This is a genomic window from Paracoccus bogoriensis, assembly GCF_019431455.1.
GTDB lineage: Bacteria > Pseudomonadota > Alphaproteobacteria > Rhodobacterales > Rhodobacteraceae > Paracoccus > Paracoccus bogoriensis.
The window spans coordinates 45,611-70,251 of the sequence record NZ_JAHYSR010000007.1 but is presented as its reverse complement, the minus strand read 5'-3'; the positions used below and the strand labels follow the sequence as shown (position 1 = coordinate 70,251).

Sequence of the window (24,641 nt, the reverse complement as noted above, 5' to 3'; positions counted from 1 at the left end):
TCGCCCCCGTGCTTCGGGCGCTGCGTCAGGTCTTGTACGAAGCTGTTCGGCATGTTTTCCGCGGGCAGGATTGAACCTTATCGGCCTGGCTTGCGTTCCGGCGGGACGCTGGCGCCAAGGCGCGGCGGGACGGGGCAGGAGTGGACGTGGACAAGAGACTGAATCTTGCGATCGCGGCGTTGATCGCCGCCCTTGTTGCTGGCGTATTCGTGCTGGACCTGCACTATCCCCTGGGGACGGCGGTCTGGCTGCTTTATGCTGTGCCGCTTGGCCTGGCGCTGGTGGCGCGCTGGCCGTTATTGCCGCCCGTCCTGGCGGGACTGGCCTGCCTGCTGCTGGTCGCGGGGTTCTTTCTCAGCGATCCGGGCGTCAGCCTCGGCCTTGCGGTTGCAAACCGGGTGATGGCCGGGCTGATTTTCATCGCGCTGGGGATGCTGGGCTACGGGTTGATCAAGAATCGCGCGCGCCTTGCGCGGGGCGATTGGGTCAATCTGGGTCAGCTTGCCGTCTCGCGCGCGATACAGGGCGAGATGTCTCCGGCCCGGCTGGCCCGGCAGGTGCTGGACACGATGGCCGAGCGTATCGGCGCGCGCGCAGCCGTCGCCTATGCCCGCGACGGTCGCGGCTTTCTGCGGCTGGCAAGCTGGGGGACCGAGGATGCGCTGATTCCCGAGCGGATCGAGGAAGGGCAGGGTCATCTGTCCCGCGCTGTCGCCAGCGGCAAGCCGCTGCGGATCGAACTGGCTTCTGACGAGGCGCTTGGCTGGTCCTCGGGCCTGGCGCGGGGGCGGACAGCCAGCACGGTGCTGGTGCCTCTGCGGGACGGGCAACTGATCAACGGCGTGCTGGAATTCGGTCTGGACCGCCCTGCGCCCGACCATGTGATCGACCTGTTCGAGCGGGTTTCGGACAAGTTGGGCATCGCGCTGCGCGGCGCGCAATACCGCGAACAATTGCACGAATTGCTGGAAGAGACCCGCCGCCAGGCCGAGGAATTGCGAAGCCATGGCGAGGAACTGGCGGCCACGAACGAAGAGCTTGAGGAACAGACCCGCGCCTTGCAGGACAGCCAGCGCCGGCTCGAAGAGCAGCAGGCCGAGCTTGAGATCCAGAACACGCGCCTGGAAACGCAGACGCAAGAGCTTGAGGAACAACGCGATGCGCTGGCGCGCTCGCGCCGGATGCTCGAGGATCAGGCCGAGGCGCTGGCCCGCGAAAGCCGCTACAAGTCCGAATTCGTCGCCAACATGAGCCACGAACTGCGCACGCCGCTGAACGCGCTGCTGATCATGTCGCGGCTTCTGGCGGAAAATCGCGGCGGCACCCTGACCGAGGAACAGGTCCGCTGGGCCGAGACAATCCAGTCCTCGGGGCAGGATCTTCTGGCGCTGATCAACGACATCCTGGACCTGTCCAAGATCGAGGCCGGCAAGGTCGAGATCGCTCTGGACGAGGTCGATCCCGGCCATGTCGCCCACCGCATCATCCGCGCCTTCGAGGCCCAGGCCCGGCAAAAGGGCCTGGACCTGACCGCCGAGGTCGCCCCCGATCTGGGGCCGCTGCACACGGACACGCAGCGGCTGGAACAGATCCTGCGGAACTTCGTGTCGAATGCGCTGAAATTCACCGATCACGGCCGCGTCACGCTGCGGATCACCCGCGCGCCGCAGGGCGTGGCCTTTGCCGTCGAGGATACCGGCATCGGCATCGCCCCCGACCAGCAAGAGGCTGTTTTCGAGGCGTTCCGGCAGGCCGATGGCACCATTTCGCGCAAATATGGCGGCACGGGGCTGGGCCTGTCCATCTCGCGCGAGCTGGCCGATCTGCTGGGCGGCCGCCTGACGCTGGACAGCCAGCCCGGACGAGGCAGCACCTTCACGCTGATCCTGCCCGAACGCGCGCCCCGAGGCGAGGCCCGCGCGGCCGCGCCCGCCCTGCCGCAACCGGCTTCGGCCGCGACGCTGCCGGTGGCGCAACCGCCTGCCTTGGGGGTGGTCGAGGGGGTCGAGGACGACCGCGACCTGATCCGCGAGGGTGAGCGCGTGATGCTGGTGGTCGAGGACGACCCGGCCTTTGCGCGCATCCTGTGCGATCTGTCGCGCGAACTGGGCTTTCGCTGCATCTGCGTCTCGCGCGCCGACGAGGCCGTAGCCGCTGCGCGGCACTATGTGCCCGATGCGATCGTGCTGGATATGGGGCTGCCCGACCATTCCGGTCTGTCGGTGCTGGACCGGCTGAAACGCGACGTCTCGACCCGGCACATCCCGGTCCATGTCGTCTCGGCCGAGGATTACACCAAGCAGGCCCTGTCGCAGGGCGCGATCAGCTACATGCTGAAACCCGTCCAGCGCGACGAATTGGCCCGCGCCATCCGCAATCTGGAAAACCGGCTGGAACAGCGGATGCGCCGCGTGCTGATCGTCGAGGACGACCCGGCCCAGATGGAGGGGCTCAAGGCGCTGCTGGCCAGCGACGAGGTCGAGGCGATCGGCGCGGGCACCGCCACCGAGGCCCTGAGGATCTGCCGCGCCGAGACCGTCGATTGCATCGTGCTGGACCTGACGCTGCCAGATGCCTCGGGGCTGGATCTGCTGGAACGTCTGGACGGCGACGGGCTGGGGGCCTTCCCGCCGGTCATCGTCTATACCGCCCGCGCCCTGACCCAGCCCGAGGAACAGCGCCTGCGCCGCTATTCCAAGTCGATCATCATCAAGGGCGCGAAATCGCCCGAGCGACTGATCAACGAGGTGACGCTGTTCCTGCATCAAGTTGTCAGCGATCTGCCCGCCAAGCAGCGCGAGATGCTGGCCGCCTCGCTGAACCGCGATGCCCAGCTTGAAGGGCGGCGCATCCTTGTGGTCGAGGACGATATCCGCAATGTCTATGCTCTGACCGCCGTGTTCGAGCCGCATGGTGCCCATGTCCAGATTGCCCGCAATGGCCGCGAGGCGCTGGAGGCGCTTGGCCGCGTCAATGACGGCGCCGCGCCACCGATCGACCTTGTGCTCATGGATGTGATGATGCCCGAGATGGACGGCCTGACCGCCACCCGCGAGATCCGCAAGATCGACCGCTGGAGAACGCTGCCCATCATCATGCTGACCGCCAAGGCCATGGCCGACGACCAGAACCAGTGCCTTGCCGCAGGGGCCAACGATTACCTGCCCAAGCCGCTGGACGTGGACAAGCTGTTGTCGCTGACCCGCGTGTGGATGCCGCGATGAGCCTGCGCCCCGTTGTGCCCGCGGCCCCAGAGGCGATCGAGCTTGACCTGTTCCTTGATGCGCTGCACCGCTGTCATCACTACGATTTCCGCTCCTATTCCCGCAATTCGCTGATGCGGCGTGCCGATCTGGCACGTCAGAGGCTGGGTTACGCCACGCTGTCGGAATTGCAGGGTCGGCTGCTGCGCGACGCCTCGATCCTGCCCGACATCATCGACGCGATGACCGTGCAGGTCAGCGAATTCTTCCGCGATCCCGATTACTTCCTGACGCTGCGGCGCGATGTGCTGCCGCATCTGCGGACCTTCCCGTCAATCAAGGTCTGGGTGGCCGGCTGCGCGGATGGCGAAGAGCTTTACTCGCTGGCGATCATGCTGGAGGAAGAGGGGCTTCTGGATCGCACCCTGTTCTACGCGACCGAGATCAACCGTCGCGCGCTGGCCCGCGCCGAAGCCGGGATCTATCCCATCGACCGCATGGCGCTGTTCTCTCGGAACTATCAGCAGGCTGGCGGGCGCGGATCGCTGTCGGATCACTATACTGCCGCCTATGGACGCGCGGTCTTCCACCGGCGTCTCAGGGCGCGCACGGTCTTTACCGAACACAACCTTGCCACCGACCAGGTCTTTTCCGAGGTGCAGTTGATCTCTTGCCGCAATGTTCTGATCTATTTCGACAACAACCTTCAGCAGCGGGCCATCGGCCTCTTTGCCGAGGCCTTGGCGCGGGGCGGCTTTCTGGGCCTTGGGCTGCACGAGACGCTGCGCTTCTCGACCCATGCAGAGGCCTTTGCGCCCTTCGACGAAAACCGGCGCATCTGGCGCCGCACGGCCCTGGACATGACCCATGCCTGACACTCCGATCCGCTTTCTGATCGTGGACGACACGGTCCAGAACATCATGGCGCTCGAGGCGCTGCTGCGCCGCGACGGGCTGATCATCGACAGCGCCCGATCAGCGGCAGAGGCGCTGGAGCTGATGCTGGTCAACGAATACGCGCTGGCTTTTCTTGATGTGCAGATGCCTGGCACCGACGGCTACGAACTGGCCGAACTGATGCGCGGCACCGAACGCACCCGCAGCGTGCCGATCATCTTCGTCACCGCTGCCGAGATGGACGAGGCTCGCCGCTTTCGTGGCTACGAGGCGGGGGCGGTCGATTACATCTTCAAGCCCATCGACCCGATGATCCTGAAATCCAAGGCCGAGGTGTTCTTTCGCATCGGTCGTCAGGCGCGTGACCTGGAACGCCAGCGCGACGAGATGCAGGCCATCGCGCGGCTGCGCGACCGGGCCATGGCGCGGTTGCGGGCCCATGCCGACAATTCGCCGCTGGCGCTGGTCGAATGTGACAGCGAGCTGGTGATCCGGGCCTGGTCGGCAGGCGCCGAGCGCGCCTTTGGTTTTACCCCGGATCAGGTTCTGGGGCGCCATGCCTCGGCCATGGGTTGGCTTGACGCCGAGGCCTGCGCCCGGCTTTCTGGCTGGTTCGACTGCGATGACCAGACGCCGCCCCGCTTTTCGACCGCAATCGAGGCTCGTCACGCCGACGGCCGTCGTGTCTCTTGCGAGCTTTACGGCTCGGTGCTCTGCGACGAGGGCGAAGCGTATTCCCTGTCGTTGCAGATCCTCGACATCACAGAGCGGCGCCAGGCCGAGGAAGTGCGCTCGCTGCTGATCGGCGAACTGAATCACCGCATCAAGAACACGCTGGCCAACGTGCAATCCATCGCCCGGCAAAGCCTGCGGCAATCAGATAGCCTGGCCGCTTTCGAGACCAGTTTCACCGGCCGCCTCCAGGCGCTGGCGCGGGCGCATTCGATCCTGTCGGATGCAACCTGGTCCAGCGCACCGCTGGATCAGCTGATCGACGACCAGATCCGCGCGGGCACGTTGGATCCCGATCGCCTTCACCGCAGCGGCCCGCCCGTGGAACTGGCGCCCGACATGATGCTGCGCCTTGCGCTGACGCTGCACGAACTGGGCACCAATGCCGCAAAATACGGCGCGCTTTCGACACCCCAGGGGCGTGTGGATCTGAACTGGACCTATCACTCCGGCTGTCTGACGCTGACCTGGCGCGAAACCGGCGGCCCGCCCGTCACCGCTCCGGATCGCGCGGGATTCGGCACCACGCTGATCGGCGCTGCGGGCTCAGGTGATGCCAACGCTGCTCAGGCAGATTGGCGCCCCGAAGGCGTCGTCTGGACGATTCGCATGGCCGATGGTGTGACGCCCCTCAACCGCGAAACCCCGCCCGAGGTCACGCCCGCCCAGCCCCTGCCCGCCCCCGCGCAGGGGATCGAGGGCTGCCATGTCCTTCTGGTCGAGGATGAACCTCTGGTCGCCATGGACCTGCGGTTCGAGCTGGAGGATGCCGGCGCCCGGCAGGTGACGATCGCCCGCAGCATCCCCGAGGCGCGCGCGTTGATGGCCGGCCACAGCTTCGATCTGGCGCTGCTGGACGGAAATCTGGGGGGCCAGCCGGTGGGCGAAGTGGCCGATGCGCTGGCCCGTCAGTCGGTGCCGTTCTGCTTTGTTTCGGGCTATGGGCGCGAACATCTGCCGTCTGGCCATGACGACGCGCCCCTGATCGAAAAGCCCTTCCGGCCCGACATCTTGCGCGACGTGCTGGCGCAGATGCTGGCCCGCAGCGCCCGACCCAAGGTCGAGGTCTGAGCCTGAAAGCAGGGCGTGAAAAGAACACCGATCCTGTCATTGTGACGCCCGCCGGATGCCTGTCCTCGTTCGGTCGTCCGGCCGGAACATGCGTTCCCCCAAGGCGCTGCAGGCAGCGGACAGCCTTCGCGCGGCGCGGGCTTTTGCCGCCTGATCAGGGCCAATCCGGGCTTGAACCCGCCTGCGATATGGGCGATGCCCCCGCCTCGCAAAGCTTCCCCGCCTCGCAATCGCAAGGATAGATCCATGTCTGGCTGCGCCGATCCGGCCCCCGCCATCCTGTTTGACAATCTGGGCAAGTCCTATCCCAAGGCCGGGGGCGCAGTTGTCGCGCTACAGGATGTGTCGCTTGCGGTGCCGAAGGGTAGCATCACCGGCATCATCGGCCGGTCGGGCGCAGGCAAATCCACGCTGCTGCGGATGGTCAACGGGCTAGAACGCCCCTCGCGGGGGCGGGTGCTGGTCGAGGGGCAGGATGTCGGGCAGGCGCGCGGCCCGGCCTTGCGGCGCATCAGGCGCGATGTCGGGATGATCTTTCAGCACTTCAACCTGCTGGCCTCGCGCAATGTGCGCGACAACGTCGCCCTGCCGCTTGAAATCGCGGGCATGGCACGCAGCCAGATCCGTGCCCGCGTGGCCGAGCTGATCGAGCAGGTCGGCCTGGGCGCGCTGGCCGAACGCTACCCTGCCGAATTGTCGGGCGGCCAGAAGCAGCGCGTGGGCATTGCGCGGGCGCTTGCCACCGGCCCCAAGGTGCTTCTGTCGGACGAGGCGACCAGCGCGCTGGACCCCGAGACGACGCAGACAGTGCTGAACCTTCTGGCGCAGATCAACCGTGAACTGGGTCTGACGGTGTTGTTGATCACGCATGAAATGGCCGTCCTGCGTGACATCGCCAGCCATATGGCGGTGATCGAGGCCGGCCGCATCGTGGAATCCGGTCCGACCTACGACATCTTTGCCCGTCCTGCCCATCCCACCACGCGGCGCTTTCTGGCGGGCGTCACCGGCGCGACATTGCCTGCCTTCGTCGCGGAACGGCTGGCGCCCGAGCCGCCGGGCGATCCGGTGATCCGCGTGACCTTTGCGGGCGCTCACGCGACCGATCCGATGCTGGCCCGTCTGGCCACCGATCTGGGCATCAGCGCCAATATCCTGGGCGGCACGATCGAGGAAATCGGTGCCAAGCCCTTCGGCAATCTGCTGATCTCGGTGCCTCTGGACCGGGGCGCCGAGACGCGCGCCTTTCTGGAACGTCACGGTCTGACGACGGAGGTGCTGGGCCATGTCCGCTAACCTGATCCCGATTCTCTGGGAAGCCACGCTGCAGACCCTGTATATGGTGGCGATCTCGTCGCTGCTGGGCGCGCTTGGCGGCCTGCCTCTGGGCGTGTTCCTGGCCTGCTCGCAGCGTGGCGAGTTGCTCAGCGCGCCTTGGATGAACAGGATTCTCGGGCTGGCGGTCAATGCCACGCGCTCGGTCCCCTTCATCATCCTGGTGGTGGCGATCATCCCGTTGACCCGCGCCATCGTCGGCACCTCGATCGGCACGAACGCGGCCATCGTGCCGCTGACCCTGGCGGCGATCCCCTTCATCGCGCGGCTGGTGGAAAACGCCATCCGCGAGGTCGATGCCGGCCTGATCGAGGCCGCCCGCGCCATGGGCGCCACGCCCTTGCAGATCATCCGCAAGGTGCTGATCCCCGAGGCGCTGCCCGGCATCACGCTTGGCCTGACCTTGGCCGTGGTCAGCCTGATCGGCTATTCCGCAATGGTCGGCGCGGTGGGCGGACAGGGCCTGGGCGATCTGGGCATCCGCTATGGCTATCAGCGCTTCATGCCCGAGGTGATGGCTGCCGTCGTGGTCATCCTGATCGTGATGGTGCAGTTGGTCCAGTCCATCGGCGAATGGATCGCCGCCCGTCTGGATCGCCGCGCCCCCCGCAACCGCGGCGCCTGACCCCGCTTTTTCCGCAGACAAGAAAGGACAAATCCCATGCTGCGACTGACCGCGTTCGTTTCGACGCTGGCCCTTTCCGGCGCGGCTCTGGCCGACAGCATCGCCGTCGGCGTCACTCCTGGCGAACATGCCGAGATCATGGAGAAGGTGGCCGAGATCGCCGCCCCCCTGGGTCTGGACATCCGGGTCATCGAGTTCTCGGATTACGTGGTGCCGAACCAGGCACTGGCCGATGGCGATCTGGATGCCAACAGCTTCCAGCACCGCCCCTATCTGGAAAATCAGATGCGCGATCGCGGCTTCCGTCTGGTCGAGGTTGCCACCACGATCACGACCCCGATGGGCGTCTATTCCGCGCGTGTCGAGGATCTGGCCGACCTGCCCGAAGGCGCGCAGGTGGCGATCCCCAACGATCCCACGAATGGAGGCCGCGCGCTGTTGATCCTTCAGGATCTTGGCCTGATCACCCTGACCGAGGGCACCGGCCTTGTGCCCAGCCCTCTGGACATCGCCGACAATCCGCGAGGCCTGCGCTTTGTCGAACTGGACGCCGCGCAACTGCCCCGCGCGCTGGAAGATGCCGATGCGGCGGTGATCAACACGAATTTCGCGCTGGCCGCGGGCCTCTCCCCGCGTGAGGATTCGATCGCGATGGAAAAGGCCGACAGCCCCTATGTGAACATCATCGTCGTGCAAGAGGGCCGCGAGGCCGAGCCCTGGGTCCAGACGCTGATCCGGGCCTATCAATCGCCCGAGGTGAAAGCCTTCATCGAGGACAGCTATGACGGCGCCGTAATCACCTCTTGGTAAAATCGCGGGCCGCCCCCACCGGGCGGCCCCTTTCCGTCAGGCGCTGAACGGCGCCCGCCAGCCCGAACAGGACCAGCCCCATCGCCGCCAGCAGCGCAAGGGCTGCGAACATCAGATCGGTCTGACCGCGCCCGTTGGCCATCAGCATCAGATAGCCCAGCCCCCGGCTGGACCCGACCCATTCGCCCACGATGACGGCAAAGGGCGCATAGACCGCCGCCAGCCGCAGCCCCGAGCCAAGCGCAGGCAGCGCATGGGGCAACTGGATCAGCCACAGCCGCCGCATCGGCGTCGCGCCCATCGCGCGGGCCAGATCGTCCAGCGCGGCAGGCGGCCGCATCAGCGCGTCGAACAGCACCGAGGCGACCGGGAAATAGACGACCAGCGCCACCATCACCACCTTCGAGGCCGGTCCGTAGCCCAGCCACAGCGTGACGACCGGCGCCAGCGCAAAGACCGGGATCGCCTGCGCCACGACCAGCATCGGCCGCATCATGGCCCGCGCCAGGGGCAACAGCGCCAGGTTCAGCGCCGTCGCCAATCCAAGCGCGACCCCCGCCAGCATCCCCGTCAAAAGATTGCCGATGGTAAAACGCGCATGTTCTGCCAGCATCGCGGCATTGCCGAACAGCGCTGCCCCCACCCGCGCCGGACCGGGCAGGATGAAAGGCGGCACAGCCGTCACCCAGACCAACGCCTGCCACAGCGCAAGCAGCGACAGGGGAACGGCGATCAGCCTCAGACCGCGCATGGGCGGGACAGCGCCTGGAACAATGCGGCCTGCGCGGCCAGAACCTGGGGCGCATCTATTGGGCGCGGCGCAGTCCCGCCGGGCAAAGGCAGGGCGCGGCTGCCCTCGCGTCCGATCAGCCAGGCATGGTCGGCCAGACGCGCGGCCTCCAGCGGATCATGGCTGATCAGGATCACGACCCGCCCCGCCAGCAGCCGCGCGGCCAGATCCTGCATCGCCGCCCGCGTCCCCGCATCCAGTGCCGAGAATGGCTCGTCCAGCACCACGACTGCCGCCTCCTCGATCAAGGTCCGCGCCAGCGCCACCCGCTGCCGCTGCCCGCCGGACAATTCGTCGGGCCGCCTGTCCTCAAGCCCCTCCAGGCCGACCAGCGCCAGCAAGGCCCGCGCCCGGTCCCGGTCCGCCCGCTCGCCCCGCAACCGCGCCCCGATGCAGACATTGTCCAGCGCGCTCGCCCATGGCAACAACTGGTCCGCCTGACCCATCAGCGCGACCCGTCCAAAGGGCACATTCACACGACCCTCCAGCCGCGCCTTGACGGGCAGTCCCGCCACCAGCCGCCCCAGCGTCGATTTCCCCGCGCCCGACGGCCCCATCAGACAGGTCCAGCAGCCCGCGCGACAGTGAATGTCCAGCCCCCGCGCCAGAACCGCATCGCCAAGCCACAGATCGCCGCGGATCGTGACCGCCCCCGCCTCTTTGCCCTGGTCGGCAAATATCCCGGGGGGAGTCCGCAGGACAGGGGGCAGCGCCCCCCTGCCGCTGTCGTGCGGGCTCGCGCTCATGTCCGGTCCAGCCCCATCTGCCAGAAGCCGACCTCAAGCTGCGTCGCCCGCCGGAAATGCCGCGCCAGATCCTCGGCGCGGGGCAGGGACGGCCAGTCGGGGCCAAGCCGCGCCTCGAGCGCGCTGTCGATCAGCGCGCCGACATCGTGGCAGACCTTCTGGTAATCCGCCCCGCCATAGGTCGCGGTCCATTCGCCATAAGGACCGCCGCTATCCTTATGGATCAGCCCGATCTCGCCATAGCCGAAGACGCAAGGAGCGAGCGCCGCCAGCAGGTCCAGCATGTCGCCCGCATAGCCCGAGGCCTGGACATAGCGCGTATAGGCCATGTTGGCAGGCGATTCCGGGGTCTGCTGCAGCATCGCCTCGGAGATGCCCTCGCGGCCGCAGATCTCGACATGCAGCGGCATCTCGCCGTTCAGCAAGCCATGCGCGATTGAAGAGGCCAGCGCCATCTCCGACATCCGGTCCGATTTGGCAAAGACCAGCGCCCAGGACCGTGCGAAATGCAGCAGGAACACGTAATCCTGCTGCAGGTAATGCAGGAAGCTGTCGCGGGGCAGGCTGCCCGCCGCCAGTTGGCGCACGAAGGCGTGGTGGATATAGGCGTCCCAATGGGGTGCCGCCGCCTGCCGCCACAGCGCAAAGGCGCGTCCGTAATCGGGGGTCATTGCGGCACCTTGTTCACGTCGATGGCCAGGTCGGACAGGACCAGCCCGCCCGGCGTCGCGCCGCGTTCGGCCAGAAACGCCTCGAAGCGCTGATAGCGCCCCGCATCCACCGCCGCCGGGCGGCTGGAGAAACGCGGCCAGGTGTCGGGCCAGGCGGCCTCGTTCAGCGGCGTCTGCAATTCGGACGCCGTGGCCGAGAAGATGCGCCAAGCCTCGTCGGGGTCGTTCTTGAGGAAGTCGGTGGCCCGCGCCGTGGCCTCGAGGAAGGCGCCAACCGCCTCGGGGTCCATGCGGTCGGGATTGGCGATATAGACCAGTTCGTCATATGCGGGGATGCCATGCGCCTCGGGATAGAGGCAGCGGCCGTCGAATCCCTCCAGCCGCAACTGGTTCAGTTCGAAATTGCGGAAGGCGCCGATCACCCCATCGACCTGCCCCGACATCAGCGCAGGCGAGATCGACCAGCCGATATTGATCTGTTCCACATCGCCCGGCACCAGCCCGTCATCGGCCAGCATGGCGTCCAGCATCACCTCCTGCACGCCGGCCACGGCGAAACCCACGCGGCGGCCCGACAGATCGGCGGGGGTCCGGATGTCGCTGTCCGCCAGCACCACGAGGCAGGTCAGCGGTGTCTCGATCAGGGTGCCCACGCGGATCACCGGCAGGCCTTGGTGGCGCGACAGGTGCAGTTGCGGCTGATAGCTGATCGCCAGATCGGCGCGACCGGCCGCCACCATGCGCGGCGGATCATTGGGGTCCGAGGGGGTGACGACCTCGACCGAAAGCCCTGCATCGGTGAAATAGCCCAGTTCCTCGGCCAGGATGATGGGGGCGTGGTCGGGGTTCACGAACCAGTCCAGCATCACCGTCAGGTTCGTATCCGCGTGTGCGGGGGCGGCCATCAGGGCCAGGACAAGGATATGTCGCATGTGTCCTCAGTCGTTCAGGGCCAGAAGGGCGATGCGCCCCGGCCAGATGGATTGCAGATCGCGCCCCGCATTATGCGCGCGCAGCCCGGTGCGGCAGGCCAGCACGACGCGCGCGCCCTCGGGCGGGTCGAGATGGGCGATGCGCTCGGGCGGCAGGTGGCGGGCATCCGCGCGAAAGGGCGCGGATTCGGCGCGCAGATCGACCAGCAGATCGCCCGGCGCGATCTGGCTTTCGGCGATGAAGGGCAGGGGGGCCTCGGGCTCGGGCGCGCGGTCGAAGCGGAAGCCGCCCATCCGCCAGCTGGCCGCATCCAAGCTGACCAGCCGCCCCAGAGGCGAGGGATCGTGCCCCAGCAGCACCGCCAGCGCCATCTGCGCCTGCAGCGCGCCGATCATGCCCACGACCGGCCCCATCACCCCCGCCGTGGCGCAGGTCGCGCCGCGCAAAGGCAGGTCGGGAAAGACCGCCCGCAGGCTGGGCGCGCCGCCGCAGCAGCCAAGCGCATAGCCCGACCGCGCCAGCGCCGATCCCGCGATCAGCGGGCGCCCTGCGGCCATGCAGGCATCCGACAGCGTCAGGCTGACCGCGAAAGTGTCGGCGCAATCCAGCACCAGATCGGCCCCTGCCACCAGCGCGGGCGCATTGGCAGGCGTCAGCCATTCGGTCAGGGGCGTCACCGTCACATCGGGGTTCAGCGCGGCCATCTGGGCCGCCGCCGCGCAGGCCTTGGGCTGGCCGATCTGGCGCATGGCAAAGATCGGCTGGCGGTGGAGGTTCGTCTCCTCGACATGATCGCCGTCGATCAGGGTGATCCGGCCCACCCCTGCGCCGGTCAGATATTGCAGCGCCGGACAGCCCAGCCCCCCCGCGCCGACGACCAGCACATGGGCATCCGTCAGGCGCTGCTGGCCGGCCTCGCCCAGTTCCGGCAGGACCATCTGGCGGGCATAGCGCATCATGGCGCCACCGCCAGCCAGTCGCGCATCCGGCCCTCGGGATCGGGGTTCAGCGTGATGTCGGTCACCGCCGAGACCACATCCGCCCCCGCCGCCAGGGCCTGCCGCCCGCGATCGGGCGTCAGCCCGCCGATCGCCACCAAGGGCGTCGCGCCGACGAGCCGCTTCCATTCGGTCACGCGGTCCAGGCCCTGTTCGTGCCAGCGCATCTTCTTCAGGATCGTCGGCCAGACCGGCCCGAGCGCCACGTAATCGGGCGCCAGCGCCAGCGCGCGGTCCAGTTCCGCATGGTCATGGGTGGACAGCCCAAGCCGCAACCCCGCACGGCGGATCGCGGGGATGTCGGCGTGGTCCAGATCCTCCTGGCCCAGATGCAGCCAGTCGGCGCCTTCCTCGATGGCGATCCGCCAGTGGTCATTGACGACCAGCGCCGCGCCATGCGCCCGCGCCCGCGCCAGCCCGCGCCGGATCTGGTCGCGCAGATCGTCCGGCGCGCGGTCCTTCAGGCGCAGCTGCACCAGGCGGACGCCCAAGGGCAGGGCGCGGTCCAGCCAGGCCACATCGTCGAAGATCGGGTAGAAACGGGGCAGGATCACAGCCAGGCCTTTCCGATGAGGGGGGTCGAGGGGGCGGCCATCTCGCGCGGCTCCATCGGGTCGGCGGCGCGGGCCAAGGCGCCCGCCTGCACCGCAAGGCCGAAGGCGCGGGCCATGGCCTCGGGGTCGCCCGCCTGCGCCACGGCGGTGTTCAGCAGCACCGCGTCAAAGCCCATCTCCAGCGCATCCGCCGCGTGGCTGGGCAGGCCGATCCCTGCATCGATCACCATGGGCACATCGGGGAAGGCCGCGCGCAGCATCCTGAGCCCATAGCGGTTGTTCAGCCCCAGCCCCGAGCCGATGGGCGCGCCCCAGGGCATCAGCACCTTGCAGCCCGCATCCAGAAGGCGTCCGGCAAGAACCTGATCCTCGGTCGTGTAGGGAAAGACCTCGAAGCCCTCGGCCGACAGGGTCTCGGCGGCGTCCAGAAGGCCGAAGGGGTCGGGCTGCAGCGTGTCGGCATGGCCGATCACCTCCAGCTTGATCCAGTTCGTCTCGAAGACCTCGCGCGCCATGCGGGCGGTGGTGACGGCCTCGCGCGCGCTGTGACAGCCTGCGGTGTTGGGCAGAACGCGCACGCCCAGATCGCGGATCAGCGACCAGAAGGCCTGGCCCTGCCCGCCCTCGCGCCGCAGGGACACGGTGGCCACGCTCGCCCCGCTGGCGCGGAAGGCCGCCTGCAGGATGGCGGGCGAGGGGTATTGCGCCGTCCCCAGCATCAGGGGCGAATCGAGGGTGACCCCGTAGAAATCGCGCATCTCAGCCGCCCTGCATCGGGGCCAGCACCTCGAGCCGGTCGCCGTCGCGTAGCGCCTGTCCGGCCCGGGCGGATGAGGGGACGAATTCCCCGTTCAGCGCGGTGGCGACGCGGGCCTCGGCCCAGCCCAGTTCGACCAGTGCCTCGGCAAGCGTGGTGGCGGTGATGTCGCGGGCGGTGCCGTTGACCTCAATCCTCATGGATCAGTTCTCCCTTGATTCGGTCGGTCAGGTAATCGGCCGCCTGGCGCGCCAGCGCCGGGGCCATCAGATAGCCGTGGCGGAAAAGGCCGTTCAGGTGCAGCACCCGGCCCCGCACCACCACGCGGGGGATGTTGTCGGCAAAGGCCGGGCGCAGGTCGGCGCCCAGTTCGACGATGGAGCCTTCGGCAAAGCGCGAGTCCAGCGCATAGGCGGCTGACAGCAGCTCCAGCGCCGAGCGGGCGGTGGCGGGGGCGCGGCTGGCGCTTTCGATCTGGGTCGCGCCCAGCATGAACAGCCCCCCCTCGCGCGGCACGATATAGAGGGGATGGCGCGGATGCAGCAGCCGCACCGGGCGCGACAGCGTGATGTCGGGGGCGTGAAGGACCGCCATCTCGCCCCGCACGCCGCGCAGGCCGGGCAGGGGGCTGGCCAAGCCGCGGGCGTCGATGACCGGGCCTTGGATGCCGTCCGGCTCGGCCTCGGCGCGTTCGATGGCGATGCCTTGGGCGGACAGGGCGGCGATCAGGTCGGCCAGCGCGCGGCGGGGGTCCAGATGCGCCTCGGACGGGACATGCAGGCCGGCGCGGTGATGGGCAAGGCCCGGTTCCAGATCGCCCGGCGCGCAGGGCTGATGCGCGGGGCAGCGGCGGGCAAAGCGTGTCAGCTCGGCCCGGTCGCGGTCCAGCGCGACGACCAGCGTGCCGCGGCGGGCGACGGGGGTGATCGCCGCCCAGGCATCGGCGGCCTGGGCCCCGAGGCGGGTGATGACGGGCTCGGCGGTCACGCCCTCGCAATGGGGCGCCAACATGCCCCCCGCCCACCAGGAACAGCCATGCGGCCCCGGCGGGCCGTTCCGATCCAGGATGCGGGGGCGCAGGCCGCGCCGCGCCAGTTCATGCGCGGCGAAAAGGCCCGCGACGCCCGCGCCGATGATCGTGATGTCAGCCATCGGCCCAGACCGCGTGGAAGTGATGCACCGGCCCGTGACCCGAGCCTATGGCCAGCCCGTCCGCCGCCGCGATGGCACCCTGCAGATAGCGATGCGCGACCCCCACGGCCAGCGGCAGGTCAAGCCCCTGCGCCAGCCCGGCGGCGATCGCCGCCGACAGGGTGCAGCCCGTGCCATGGGTGTTGCGGGTGGCCTGACGCGGCGCGGTGAACTCGGTGATGCCTTGGGCTGTGATCAGAAGATCGGTGCAAACCGACCCCTCGGCATGGCCGCCCTTCATCAGCACCGCCTGCGGCCCCAGATCCAGCAGCGCGCGCCCCTGACGCGCCATCTCGGCCGCGTCACAGGCGGGGGCGCAGCCCAGAAGCCGCGCGGCCTCGGGCAGGTTCGGGGTCGCAAGGCGCGCGCGGGGCAGCATCAGATCGCGCAGCGCGCCGATGGCGGCTTCGGGTAGCAGCGCGTCGCCTGATTTCGCCACCATCACCGGGTCCAGCACGACCGGCACCGCTTGCCCGTCCAGCCCCTCGGCCACGATGCGGATGGCCTGCGCGTCGCCCAGCATCCCCAGCTTGACGGCGCGAATGTCCAGATCGTCGAACACCGCCCGCATCTGCGCCGCGATCATCGCGGGGCTTGCCGGTTCCACCATGGTCACGGCGCGGGTGTTCTGCGCGGTCAGCGCGGTGATCACGCTGGCGCCATAGACGCCGAGCGCCGAAAAGGTCTTGAGATCGGCCTGTATCCCAGCGCCGCCGCCGGAATCCGAGCCTGCGATGGTCAGGGCGATGGCGGTCACACGCCTCCTCCTTGCTGTCGGTCGGGATATCGGCAAGGGGGCGATACGCAGGGGCAGCGCGCGGGCTGCGTCATGATGCACCGTTCCCTCCGCCGGTATGACCCGGATCAGGTTCGATGGGTTGGCGCACGGCCTCTCAGCCTGTTTCCAGGCACCCCAACGGTCTTGCGTCACGCTAGACCGGCCGCGTCTGGTGCGCAAGGGGGCAAACGCGACAATCGGGACACAGAAGGCGGGGCGGATCTGGTAGGTCGTGGATTAGGCTACCCAATCCTTGCGGCTCTGCCTATAGTGACGGTGGATTGCCGGACCAGAGGGACCATCCATGCGCTGCCCATTCTGTGGACATGCCGATACGCAGGTCAAGGACTCGCGCCCGGCCGAGGACAACGTGGCCATCCGCCGCCGCCGCCTCTGCCCCGGTTGCGGGGGCCGTTTCACCACCTATGAGCGCGTGCAGTTGCGCGATCTGGTCGTGGTCAAGTCGAACGGGCGGCGCGAAGATTTCGACCGCGACAAGATGGCCCGGTCCATCCGCATCGCCATGCAGAAGCGCCCCGTCGAGCCCGAGCGGATCGAGCAGATGATCAGCGGCATCGTGCGGCGGCTGGAAAGCACGGGCGAGACCGATATCCCCTCGAAGATGATCGGCGAGATCGTGATGGAGGCGCTGTCGCGCATCGACAATGTCGGCTATGTGCGGTTCGCAAGCGTTTACAAGAACTTCCAGGACGCGGACGATTTCGACAAGTTCGTCTCGGAACTGCGCCCCGGCGCCGCGTCCGAGTAATCTGCGGCGTGACCGCCCCCGAGGACGACATCCGCCACATGCGCCATGCCCTGCGCCTTGCCGCGCGGGGTCTGGGCAATGTCTGGCCGAACCCGGCGGTGGGCTGCGTCATCGTCAGGGATGGCCGCGTCGTGGGGCGCGGCTGGACCCAGCCCGGCGGGCGCCCCCATGCCGAACGCATGGCGCTGGACATGGCGGGCGAGGCCGCGCGCGGCGCCACGGCCTATGTGACGCTGGAGCCCTGCGCCCATCATGGCCGCACGCCGCCCTGCGCCAGCGGGCTGGTCACGGCGGGCATCGCGCGCGTCGTCTCGGCCATGACCGATCCTGACCCGCGCGTCTGTGGTGCGGGCCATGCGATCCTGCGCGAGGGCGGCGTGACCCTGACCGAGAACGTGCTGGCGCCCGAGGCCGCGCGGTTGCAGGCCGGTTTTCTCAGCCGCCTGATGCGGGGGCGGCCCTTCGTGACGCTGAAGCTGGCGACCAGTTTCGACGGACGCATCGCCATGCCGGATGGTGAAAGCCGCTGGATCACCGGCCCCGAGGCGCGGCTGCATGTCCATGCGATGCGCGCCAGCCACGATGCGGTAATGGTGGGTGCCCGGACGGCGCGGACCGATCTGCCGCATCTGAACGTGCGCGGCATCGCCACGCCCCGCCAGCCGGTGCGCGTGGTGCTGACGCGCGGCTCGCCGCCGCCGATGCCGCCCGAGGACGAAACCCATGGTCCGCTGTGGTTCATGCAGGGTGAATTGCCCGAAATCATGGGCGAACTCTCGCAGCGCGGTATCACGCGGCTTTTCTGCGAGGGGGGCGGCGTTCTGGCCGCGGATCTGCTGCGGGCGGGGCTGGTCGATCAGGTGATGGGCTACACCGCCGGACTGGCGCTGGGCGCGGCGGCCCGTCCTGCCATCGGCGCGACCGACTGGCCCAGTCTTGCTGCCGCCCCGCGTTTCCGGCTGGTCGAGACGCGGCGTCTGGGCAACGACCTCTTTCATCGCTGGACACCCGACGCGCCGTGAACGGCGCATGAAAAAGCCCGCCTCGGGGCGGGCTTGCGGTGAGAGGGGCGCGCGGCCTTCATTCCCACTCGATCGTGCCCGGGGGCTTCGAGGTGATGTCATAAGTGCAGCGGTTGATGCCCTTGACCTCGTTGATGATCCGCGTCGCGGTCTCGCCCAGGAAGTCGTGGGTGAACGGGTAGTAATCCGCTGTCATCCCGTCAACCGAGGTCACGGCCCGCAATGCGCAGGCATAGTCGTAGGTCCGCCCGTCGCCCATCACGCCGACGGTGCGGACCGGCAGGATGGCCACGAAGGCCTGCCAGATCTCGTCATACAAACCATGCTTGCGGATCTGGTCGATGAAGATCGCATCGGCCTTGCGCAGGATCTCCAGCTTTTCGCGGGTGATCTCGCCGGGGCAGCGGATCGCCAGGCCCGGGCCGGGGAAGGGGTGGCGGCCGATGAAGCTTTCGGGCAGGCCCAGTTCGCGGCCAAGCGCGCGGACCTCGTCCTTGAACAGCTCGCGCAGGGGTTCCACCAGCTTCAGGCCCATCTTCTCGGGCAGGCCGCCGACATTGTGGTGCGACTTGATCGTGACCGAAGGCCCGCCCGAGAAGCTGACGCTTTCGATCACGTCCGGGTAAAGCGTGCCTTGGGCCAGGAAATCCGCGCCCTCGATCTGGCTTGCGTATTTCTGGAACACGTCGATGAACAGCCGCCCGATGGTCTTGCGCTTGACCTCGGGATCGCTGACGCCTTCCAGCGCGCCCAGGAACAGCTCGCTTTCATTCGCGTGGATCAGCGGGATGTTGTAATTGTCGCGGAACATGGCCACGACCTGCTCGGCCTCGTTCAGGCGCAGAAGGCCGTGATCGACAAAGACGCAGGTCAGTTGGTCGCCGATCGCCTGATGGATCAGAACCGCCGCGACCGAGCTGTCCACCCCGCCCGAGAGGCCGCAGATCACCTTGCGGTCGCCGACCTGCTCGCGGATCTTGCGGATCGCCTCGTCCTTGTAAGAGGCCATGGTCCAGTCGCCGGTGAAGCCCGCCAGCCGGACGAAGTTTTCCAGCATCCGGCGACCATTGGGGGTGTGATGCACCTCGGGGTGGAACTGCACGCCATAGAAGCGCCGCGCCTCGTCCGCGATCATCGCAAGGGGGGCGTTGGGCGAAGTGCCGATCACCTCGAAGCCGGGGGCAAGCCGCGTGACGCGGTCGCCATGGCTCATCCAGACCTCTTCGCGGCCCGTCTGGAACAAGCCGGCAAAGATGCCATCGCCCTTGTGCCCCGCGGCGGGGGTGATGAAGGCGCGGCCGTATTCGGCATGATGGCCCGCCTCGACGGCACCGCCAAGCTGCGCCATCATCACCTGCTGGCCGTAGCAGATGCCGAAGACCGGAACGCCCATCTCGAACACCGCCTGAGGTGCGCGGGGGCTGCCCGGATCGGTCACGCTGGCCGGTCCGCCGGACAGGATGATCGCCTGCGGCGCCATCTCGCGCAGCGCCGCATCGGTCAGCAGGTTGAAGGGGCGGATTTCGCAATAGACGTTCAGCTCGCGCAGACGCCGCGCGATAAGCTGGGTCACCTGGCTGCCGAAGTCGATGATCAGAAGGCGCTGATGCTGTGTCATGGCCCGCCTTTAAGCGCGCCACCCGCCTCGCGCAAGCCCCCCGAGGCCCATCGCCGCGCAATGCGTCATGGCCAAGGCGGACCTAAGACCAATGTGCAATTTTCAAGCCTCTCTCGCACTGCTGATACTGCGGGCATGTCTGTTCTGCCGTGCCGTCACCGTCGCCCGGTCCAGCCCGGCCCCTTGGGAGGAGAGAGGATGAACAAGTTCGTAATGGCCGCCTGCATCGGCATGATGGCGACGCCTGGCGCGTTCGCACAGGTGACCGAGGAGGATCTTCTGAACGACCAGACCATCACGACTCAGGTTGTGACCAACGGCATGGGCCGGGACTGGCAGCGCTATAGCCCGCTGGACCAGATCAACCGCGAGACAGTGAAGAACCTGTTCCCGGCCTGGTCCTTCAGCTTCGGCGGCGAACGCCAGCGCGGCCAGCAATCGCAGCCGCTGATCTATGACGGTGTGATGTATGTGACCGGCTCGTATAGCCGCGTCTTCGCGCTGGACGCCAAGACCGGCCGCAAGATCTGGCAATACGACGCCCGCCTGCCCGAAGGCATCCTGCCTTGCTGCGACGTGATCAACCGCGGCGCGGCGATCTATGGCGACAACATTTATTTCGGCACGCTGGACGCGCGCATCGTCGCGCTGGACCGCAAGACCGGCGCGGTCGTCTGGAACAAGCGCATCGCCGATTACCGCGAGGGTTACAGCTACACCGCCGCGCCCCTGATCGTGAACGGACTGGTCATCACCGGCAATTCCGGCGGTGAGTTCGGCATCGTCGGCGCCATCGAGGCCCGCGACGCCGAGAATGGCGAACTGGTCTGGCGCCGCCCCGTGATCGAGGGGCACATGGGCGAGCTGAACGGCGAGGAAAGCACCATGACCGGCACGCTGAATGCCAGCTGGCCGGGCGACATGTGGAAAACCGGCGGCGGCGCGCCCTGGCTGGGCGGCACCTATGACGCCCAGACCGACACGCTGATCTTCGGCACCGGCAACCCCGCGCCCTGGAACAGCCACCTGCGCGAGGGCGACAACCTCTATGCCGCCAGCCGCATCGGCCTCGACCCCGCCACGGGCGAGATCAAGTGGTATTTCCAGACCACGCCCTGGGAGGGTTGGGATTATGATGGTGTGAACGAGGTGATCCCCTTCACCGACGCCAACGGCAATGGCCGCCTGGCCACGGCGGATCGCAACGGCTTCTTCTATGTGCTCAACCGCGAGGATGGCAGCTTCGTGGACGCCATGCCCTTCGTGAAGGATATCACCTGGGCCAGCGGCATCGACGAGAACGGCCGCCCGATCTACAATCCCGAGAACCGTCCGGGCAACCCTGCGGACGCAGCCGACGGGCAAAAGGGCGAGGTCGTCTGGGCCGTGCCGGGCTTCCTGGGCGGCAAGAACTGGCAGCACATGTCCTATTCGCAGCGCACGGGCTATTTCTACGTGCCCTCGAACGAATGGGGCATGGATATCTGGAACGAGCCGATCACCTATCGTCAGGGCGCGGCCTATCTGGGTGCGGGCTTCACCATCAAGCCGCTGTTCGAGGATCATATCGGCGCGCTGAAGGCGATCGACCCGAACACGATGGAGATCAAGTTCGAGGTTCCCAATGGCGCGCCGCTCTGGGGTTCGACCATGGCAACGGCGGGGGGGCTGGTCTTCTACGGCACGCCCGAAGGCTATATCCAGGCGATCAACGACGAGACGGGCGAGATTCTCTGGCAGTTCCAGACCGGGTCGGGTGTGACCGGCCAGCCTGTCACCTGGGAAGACGAAGATGGCGTGCAATGGCTGTCGGTCGTCTCGGGCTGGGGCGGGGCCGTGCCGCTCTGGGGTGGCGAGGTGGCGCAGGAGGTGTCCTATCTGAACCAGGGCGGTTCGGTCTGGACCTTCCGCATCCCCGACCAGCTTCTGGCCTCGGCCAACTGATCGCGTCATCCGCGACACTGCGAAGCCCGGCCCCTGCGGCCGGGTTTTTCACGTCCCCGCCCCTGCCGAAAGTCGAATAGGCAGGCCCGGCCCGCAGGCATAGCCTTGGCCCATGATGTCGCTGCTTCGTCTTGTCCTCGTGTTGCTGATCGGCCTTCTGCCCTTGCAGGCGCGGGCCCAGGCACTGTCGGCCGACGAGATGCTGGCCTATGTCCCGCCGCCCTTCGCCCTGGGCGAGGCGCTGAACGACAAGGGCCTGTATCAGGTGCTGAACTCGGGCGGCGCGCCGGCGGGTTATGCTTTTACCACACAGCCCTATGCGCCGCTGCCGGGCTTTGCCGGTGCGCCGGTCAACGTGGTCGTGGTGCTGGACCGCGAGGGGACCATCGTCACCGTGCGGCTGGTCCACCACAACGAGCCGATCTTCGTCTCGGGCATGGGAGAGGGGCCGTTCCGCGAGTTCTTCGAACAATATGCGGGCAAGTCGATCTGGTCGCCCATGACCATCGGCACGCCCTATGGCGGCGCCGACAGCGGCTCGGCGCTGGTGCATCTGGACGGGGTGACGAAGGCCACGGCCTCGGTCCGGATCGCGCATGAATCGATCATGGCGGCCGCCCATACCGTCGCGCGCGAGCATCTGCAAGGCCGCGTTGCCGCCCCCGCCGCACGCCCCGATTTCGACCATGACGAGGCGCTGACATGGGGCGATCTGGTGGCGCAGGGGCTGGTCAGCCGCCTTCAGGTCAGCAATGCCCAGATCGACGCGGCCTTTGCAGGCACGATCTGGGCGCAATCCGACCCCGAAGCCCGGGCCCGGCCGGACGATCCCTATCTGGACCTGTGGCTGGTCGATGTGACGCCGCCCGCACTGGCCCGCGCGGCGCTGGACCAGTCCACCATCGACCAGATGGACCGGTTTCGCGGCGTGGCACCGACGGACGAGTTCCTGCTGCTGATCGATGCAGGGCGGCATGGGCTGGTCAGCGAGGATTTCGTCCGCAACACCGCCCCCGACCTGATCAAGGCCGAACAGGGCGGTCTGCCCATCGCGCTGCGCGATGCCGATTTCCTGGTCGATCTGGCCCCCGGCGTGCCCCAGGGGACGGCGCTGATCCTGCGCACCGACCGCAGGCTGGGCTTCAACCCCGCCGAGCCCTTCACCCTGCTGATCGAGGCCGTGCGCGAGCATGGCTATATCACCCCCGAGGTCGGCCGGGTCGAACTGTCGCTGGACCACCAGACCGACGAGCGGTTCTTCCTCCGCGAGGTGCCGCCCGTCCCTGTGCCGCCCTGGCTTGAGGCGCTTCAGAACCGGCAGGTCGATCTGATCCTTCTGGCAACGGGGCTGGGGGCGTTGGTCTGGGCGCTTGGCGCGCGGATGAACCGGCTGGCGGGCTGGCGCCATTTCACGCCCGCGCGGTTGCTGATCCTGGCTGTGATGACGGGCTTCGTGGGCTTCTGGGGGCAGGGGCAATTGTCGATCGTCACGCCCCTTGCGGTGCTGCGCAGCGCCGTCGAGGGGGGCAGCTATGCCTTTCTGCTTTACGATCCGTTTTCGCTGCTGGTCTGGGCGGCGGCGATCCTGGGCTTCGTGCTGTGGGGCAGGGGGCTTTTCTGCGGCTGGCTGTGTCCGTTCGGGGCGCTTCAGGAATTCGCGCATCATCTGGGCCGGGCGCTGCGTCTGCCGCAGATCACCCCCTCGGCCCGGTGGGACCGGCGGCTGAAATCGCTGAAATACGTCGCGCTGGCCGGGCTGGTCGCGCTGGTCTTTCTGGCGCCGCAGCATGTGGACAAGGCCGCCGAGATCGAGCCCTTCAAGACCGCGATCACCGTCCATTTCCAGCGCGAATGGTATTTCGTGGCCTACGCGCTGTTCTGGCTGGCCCTGGGCATGGTGCTGTTCAAGGGCTTTTGCCGCTATCTCTGCCCGCTGGGCGCCTTCATGGCCCTGGGCGGGCTGCTGCGCGGGCGCGACTGGATCGCGCGGCGCGTCGAATGCGGCAGTCCCTGTCATCTGTGCCGCGTCAAATGCAGGTATGGTGCCATCGAGAAAAGCGGTCGGATTGATTATTCCGAGTGTTTCCAATGCCTCGATTGTGTCGCGATCCATGATGATCAAAGCCGCTGCGTGCCGCTGGTCCTGGCGGCAAGACGCGCCGGGCGGACCGGCTCGCGGCCTCCGGCCCTTGTGCCGCAACCGCAGGAGGCCGGCGCATGAGCGGGCTGTCGCGCCGCCGCTTTCTGGCGATCTCGGCCGCGACCGGGCTGACGGGCTCGGCCGGTGCCGCACCTGCCCCGCGCCTGACATGGCGGGGCGTGGCGCTTGGGGCAGAGGTCAGCATCACGCTGGATGGCCCGCCCGAGGTGACGCGCCCCGCCCTGGCCCGCGCCCGCCACGAGATCGAGGCCTACGAGGCCCGGTTCAGCCTGTTCCGCGCCGCCTCCGACCTGTCGCGCCTGAATGCGGCGGGGCATCTGCCCGATCTGGATGCGCGCTGGCGGGCGATGCTGGACCTTTGCGACCGACTGCACCGTGCGACCGGGGGGCGGTTCGATCCGACGATCCAGCCGCTGTGGCTGGCCCATGCGACGGGCGGCGACATCAGCGCGGCACGGGCGCTGGTCGGCTGGGGCCGCGTCGCCTTGCCCGCGCCGGGGCGGCGCGGCCTGCATCTGGACGCGGGGCAGGCGCTCAGCCTGAACGGGATCGCGCAGGGGGCGGCCAGCGACGCGGTGCGGCAAGTCCTGCGCGAGGCGGGTCTGACGCGGCTCTGCGTCGATATGGGCGAGACGGCGACGGCAGGAGGGCCTTGGCGGATGGGTGTTCTGGACCCCCAGAAGGGTCGCTTTGGCCGCGTGGTCTTGCAGGATACGGCTCTGGCCGTGTCCAGCCCCGGTGCGCTGAGCGTGGCGCCCGGCATCTTCCATATCCTGAACCCGCTTGGCGGCGAGGAACCGCCATGGTCCAGCGTGGCGGTGGTGGCGGACAGTGCGGCCATGGCCGACGGGTTCTCGACGGCGGCCTGCCTGATGAGCACGGAAGAGATCGCGGCCGTGGCCACCCTGCTGGGGGATGTGCGCGAGGTGCTGCTGCTGGACCGGCGGGGCAGGGTAGAGCGCATCCGCCCGGCCTGAAAGGTCAAGGTCCGCAAATAAAAGGGGGCGCCGTGGCGCCCCCTTTTTCGATCCGCGTT

Annotated in this window: 22 protein-coding genes and 1 riboswitch; of the genes, 11 read left to right on the top strand and 11 right to left on the bottom strand. The window is 68.0% G+C overall.

The window, feature by feature from the left end; all coding sequences use genetic code 11:
- Positions 1-146: 146 nt before the first annotated feature.
- The 6 genes from KY389_RS05140 to KY389_RS05115 all read left to right on the top strand — a co-directional run bounded on the left by KY389_RS05140 (position 147) and on the right by KY389_RS05115 (position 8,673).
- On the top strand, positions 147-3,224 hold the full coding sequence (locus tag KY389_RS05140; RefSeq protein ID WP_219829774.1) for a hybrid sensor histidine kinase/response regulator: 3,078 nt from the start codon (positions 147-149) through the stop codon (positions 3,222-3,224).
- Positions 3,221-4,078, top strand: coding sequence for a CheR family methyltransferase (locus tag KY389_RS05135; protein WP_219829773.1), 858 nt, complete (start codon positions 3,221-3,223; stop codon positions 4,076-4,078). Before KY389_RS05140 ends, KY389_RS05135 begins: the two co-directional genes overlap by 4 nt.
- A complete protein-coding gene (locus tag KY389_RS05130) occupies positions 4,071-5,903 on the top strand; it encodes a response regulator (RefSeq protein ID WP_219829772.1) in 1,833 nt (610 codons plus the stop codon). The genes KY389_RS05135 and KY389_RS05130 overlap by 8 nt, the downstream gene beginning before the upstream one ends.
- A gap of 246 nt (positions 5,904-6,149) precedes the next feature.
- On the top strand, positions 6,150-7,199 hold the full coding sequence (locus KY389_RS05125; protein WP_219829771.1) for a methionine ABC transporter ATP-binding protein: 1,050 nt from the start codon (positions 6,150-6,152) through the stop codon (positions 7,197-7,199).
- Positions 7,189-7,863 carry a methionine ABC transporter permease gene (locus KY389_RS05120; RefSeq protein WP_219829770.1) on the top strand — a complete coding sequence of 225 codons (675 nt, stop codon included), beginning with the start codon at positions 7,189-7,191 and terminating at the stop codon, positions 7,861-7,863. The genes KY389_RS05125 and KY389_RS05120 overlap by 11 nt, the downstream gene beginning before the upstream one ends.
- Before the next feature lie 36 nt (positions 7,864-7,899).
- Positions 7,900-8,673, top strand: a complete 774-nt coding sequence (locus KY389_RS05115; protein WP_219829769.1) for a MetQ/NlpA family ABC transporter substrate-binding protein — start codon at positions 7,900-7,902, stop codon at positions 8,671-8,673.
- Here KY389_RS05115 and KY389_RS05110 read toward each other — a convergent pair.
- Genes KY389_RS05110 through thiD form a run of 10 tightly spaced genes read right to left on the bottom strand, consistent with a single transcriptional unit; the run spans position 8,660 to position 16,070 of the window.
- The gene (locus KY389_RS05110) at positions 8,660-9,424 is read right to left on the bottom strand and encodes an ABC transporter permease (protein WP_219829768.1); all 765 of its coding nucleotides are present in this window, start codon (positions 9,422-9,424) and stop codon (positions 8,660-8,662) included. The genes KY389_RS05115 and KY389_RS05110 overlap by 14 nt on opposite strands.
- Positions 9,412-10,209, bottom strand: coding sequence for an ABC transporter ATP-binding protein (locus KY389_RS05105; protein WP_219829767.1), 798 nt, complete (start codon positions 10,207-10,209; stop codon positions 9,412-9,414). Before KY389_RS05105 ends, KY389_RS05110 begins: the two co-directional genes overlap by 13 nt.
- Complete coding sequence (locus KY389_RS05100; RefSeq protein ID WP_219829766.1) at positions 10,206-10,880, bottom strand: TenA family protein; 675 nt, start codon at positions 10,878-10,880, stop codon at positions 10,206-10,208. The genes KY389_RS05105 and KY389_RS05100 overlap by 4 nt, the downstream gene beginning before the upstream one ends.
- Positions 10,877-11,812 (bottom strand): ABC transporter substrate-binding protein, encoded by a 936-nt coding sequence (locus KY389_RS05095; RefSeq protein ID WP_219829765.1) that lies wholly within the window; start codon positions 11,810-11,812, stop codon positions 10,877-10,879. The genes KY389_RS05100 and KY389_RS05095 overlap by 4 nt, the downstream gene beginning before the upstream one ends.
- 6 nt (positions 11,813-11,818) lie before the next feature.
- On the bottom strand, positions 11,819-12,772 hold the full coding sequence (locus KY389_RS05090) for a HesA/MoeB/ThiF family protein (protein ID WP_219829764.1): 954 nt from the start codon (positions 12,770-12,772) through the stop codon (positions 11,819-11,821).
- Positions 12,769-13,365: a thiamine phosphate synthase gene (locus KY389_RS05085; RefSeq protein WP_219829763.1), complete on the bottom strand. Its 597-nt coding sequence runs from the start codon at positions 13,363-13,365 to the stop codon at positions 12,769-12,771. The genes KY389_RS05090 and KY389_RS05085 overlap by 4 nt, the downstream gene beginning before the upstream one ends.
- Positions 13,362-14,123: a thiazole synthase gene (locus KY389_RS05080; protein WP_219829762.1), complete on the bottom strand. Its 762-nt coding sequence runs from the start codon at positions 14,121-14,123 to the stop codon at positions 13,362-13,364. Before KY389_RS05080 ends, KY389_RS05085 begins: the two co-directional genes overlap by 4 nt.
- Position 14,124: 1 nt before the next feature.
- A complete protein-coding gene (thiS, locus tag KY389_RS05075) occupies positions 14,125-14,322 on the bottom strand; it encodes a sulfur carrier protein ThiS (protein ID WP_219829761.1) in 198 nt (65 codons plus the stop codon).
- Positions 14,312-15,274 (bottom strand): FAD-dependent oxidoreductase, encoded by a 963-nt coding sequence (locus KY389_RS05070; protein ID WP_219829760.1) that lies wholly within the window; start codon positions 15,272-15,274, stop codon positions 14,312-14,314. Before KY389_RS05070 ends, thiS begins: the two co-directional genes overlap by 11 nt.
- A complete protein-coding gene (gene thiD / locus KY389_RS05065) occupies positions 15,267-16,070 on the bottom strand; it encodes a bifunctional hydroxymethylpyrimidine kinase/phosphomethylpyrimidine kinase (RefSeq protein WP_219829759.1) in 804 nt (267 codons plus the stop codon). The genes KY389_RS05070 and thiD overlap by 8 nt, the downstream gene beginning before the upstream one ends.
- Positions 16,071-16,137: 67 nt before the next feature.
- Positions 16,138-16,239: riboswitch (TPP riboswitch) on the bottom strand.
- 156 nt (positions 16,240-16,395) lie between these two features.
- On the opposite strand from thiD, the gene nrdR reads away from it, so the two are divergent.
- Complete coding sequence (gene nrdR, locus KY389_RS05060) at positions 16,396-16,860, top strand: transcriptional regulator NrdR (protein ID WP_219829758.1); 465 nt, start codon at positions 16,396-16,398, stop codon at positions 16,858-16,860.
- An 8-nt stretch (positions 16,861-16,868) separates the two neighbouring features.
- The gene (ribD, locus tag KY389_RS05055; protein ID WP_343222903.1) at positions 16,869-17,882 is read left to right on the top strand and encodes a bifunctional diaminohydroxyphosphoribosylaminopyrimidine deaminase/5-amino-6-(5-phosphoribosylamino)uracil reductase RibD; all 1,014 of its coding nucleotides are present in this window, start codon (positions 16,869-16,871) and stop codon (positions 17,880-17,882) included.
- Between the two features lie 58 nt (positions 17,883-17,940).
- Here ribD and guaA read toward each other — a convergent pair whose 3' ends face one another.
- Positions 17,941-19,500, bottom strand: coding sequence for a glutamine-hydrolyzing GMP synthase (gene guaA / locus KY389_RS05050; protein WP_219829757.1), 1,560 nt, complete (start codon positions 19,498-19,500; stop codon positions 17,941-17,943).
- 198 nt (positions 19,501-19,698) lie between these two features.
- Here guaA and KY389_RS05045 point away from each other — a divergent pair, with 198 nt between their 5' ends.
- From KY389_RS05045 to KY389_RS05035, 3 genes are all read left to right on the top strand, one after another.
- Entirely contained in the window at positions 19,699-21,444 is a 1,746-nt protein-coding gene (locus KY389_RS05045; protein WP_219829756.1) for a PQQ-dependent methanol/ethanol family dehydrogenase, read from the top strand.
- A 112-nt stretch (positions 21,445-21,556) separates the two neighbouring features.
- The gene (locus KY389_RS05040; RefSeq protein WP_219829755.1) at positions 21,557-23,665 is read left to right on the top strand and encodes a 4Fe-4S binding protein; all 2,109 of its coding nucleotides are present in this window, start codon (positions 21,557-21,559) and stop codon (positions 23,663-23,665) included.
- Positions 23,662-24,582: an FAD:protein FMN transferase gene (locus tag KY389_RS05035; protein WP_246587962.1), complete on the top strand. Its 921-nt coding sequence runs from the start codon at positions 23,662-23,664 to the stop codon at positions 24,580-24,582. Before KY389_RS05040 ends, KY389_RS05035 begins: the two co-directional genes overlap by 4 nt.
- Positions 24,583-24,641: the final 59 nt, after the last annotated feature.

Bases quoted from the DNA above. Each gene is read 5' to 3' on its own strand.
- KY389_RS05135 (WP_219829773.1), top strand. From the start codon at position 3,221: ATGAGCCTGCGCCCCGTTGTGCCCGCGGCCCCAGAGGCGATCGAGCTT.
- KY389_RS05130 (WP_219829772.1), top strand. From the start codon at position 4,071: ATGCCTGACACTCCGATCCGCTTTCTGATCGTGGACGACACGGTCCAG.
- KY389_RS05125 (WP_219829771.1), top strand. From the start codon at position 6,150: ATGTCTGGCTGCGCCGATCCGGCCCCCGCCATCCTGTTTGACAATCTG.
- KY389_RS05120 (WP_219829770.1), top strand. From the start codon at position 7,189: ATGTCCGCTAACCTGATCCCGATTCTCTGGGAAGCCACGCTGCAGACC.
- KY389_RS05115 (WP_219829769.1), top strand. From the start codon at position 7,900: ATGCTGCGACTGACCGCGTTCGTTTCGACGCTGGCCCTTTCCGGCGCG.
- KY389_RS05110 (WP_219829768.1), bottom strand. From the start codon at position 9,424: ATGCGCGGTCTGAGGCTGATCGCCGTTCCCCTGTCGCTGCTTGCGCTG.
- KY389_RS05105 (WP_219829767.1), bottom strand. From the start codon at position 10,209: ATGAGCGCGAGCCCGCACGACAGCGGCAGGGGGGCGCTGCCCCCTGTC.
- KY389_RS05100 (WP_219829766.1), bottom strand. From the start codon at position 10,880: ATGACCCCCGATTACGGACGCGCCTTTGCGCTGTGGCGGCAGGCGGCG.
- KY389_RS05095 (WP_219829765.1), bottom strand. From the start codon at position 11,812: ATGCGACATATCCTTGTCCTGGCCCTGATGGCCGCCCCCGCACACGCG.
- KY389_RS05090 (WP_219829764.1), bottom strand. From the start codon at position 12,772: ATGATGCGCTATGCCCGCCAGATGGTCCTGCCGGAACTGGGCGAGGCC.
- KY389_RS05080 (WP_219829762.1), bottom strand. From the start codon at position 14,123: ATGCGCGATTTCTACGGGGTCACCCTCGATTCGCCCCTGATGCTGGGG.
- thiS (WP_219829761.1), bottom strand. From the start codon at position 14,322: ATGAGGATTGAGGTCAACGGCACCGCCCGCGACATCACCGCCACCACG.
- KY389_RS05070 (WP_219829760.1), bottom strand. From the start codon at position 15,274: ATGGCTGACATCACGATCATCGGCGCGGGCGTCGCGGGCCTTTTCGCC.
- nrdR (WP_219829758.1), top strand. From the start codon at position 16,396: ATGCGCTGCCCATTCTGTGGACATGCCGATACGCAGGTCAAGGACTCG.
- guaA (WP_219829757.1), bottom strand. From the start codon at position 19,500: ATGACACAGCATCAGCGCCTTCTGATCATCGACTTCGGCAGCCAGGTG.
- KY389_RS05045 (WP_219829756.1), top strand. From the start codon at position 19,699: ATGAACAAGTTCGTAATGGCCGCCTGCATCGGCATGATGGCGACGCCT.
- KY389_RS05040 (WP_219829755.1), top strand. From the start codon at position 21,557: ATGATGTCGCTGCTTCGTCTTGTCCTCGTGTTGCTGATCGGCCTTCTG.
- KY389_RS05035 (WP_246587962.1), top strand. From the start codon at position 23,662: ATGAGCGGGCTGTCGCGCCGCCGCTTTCTGGCGATCTCGGCCGCGACC.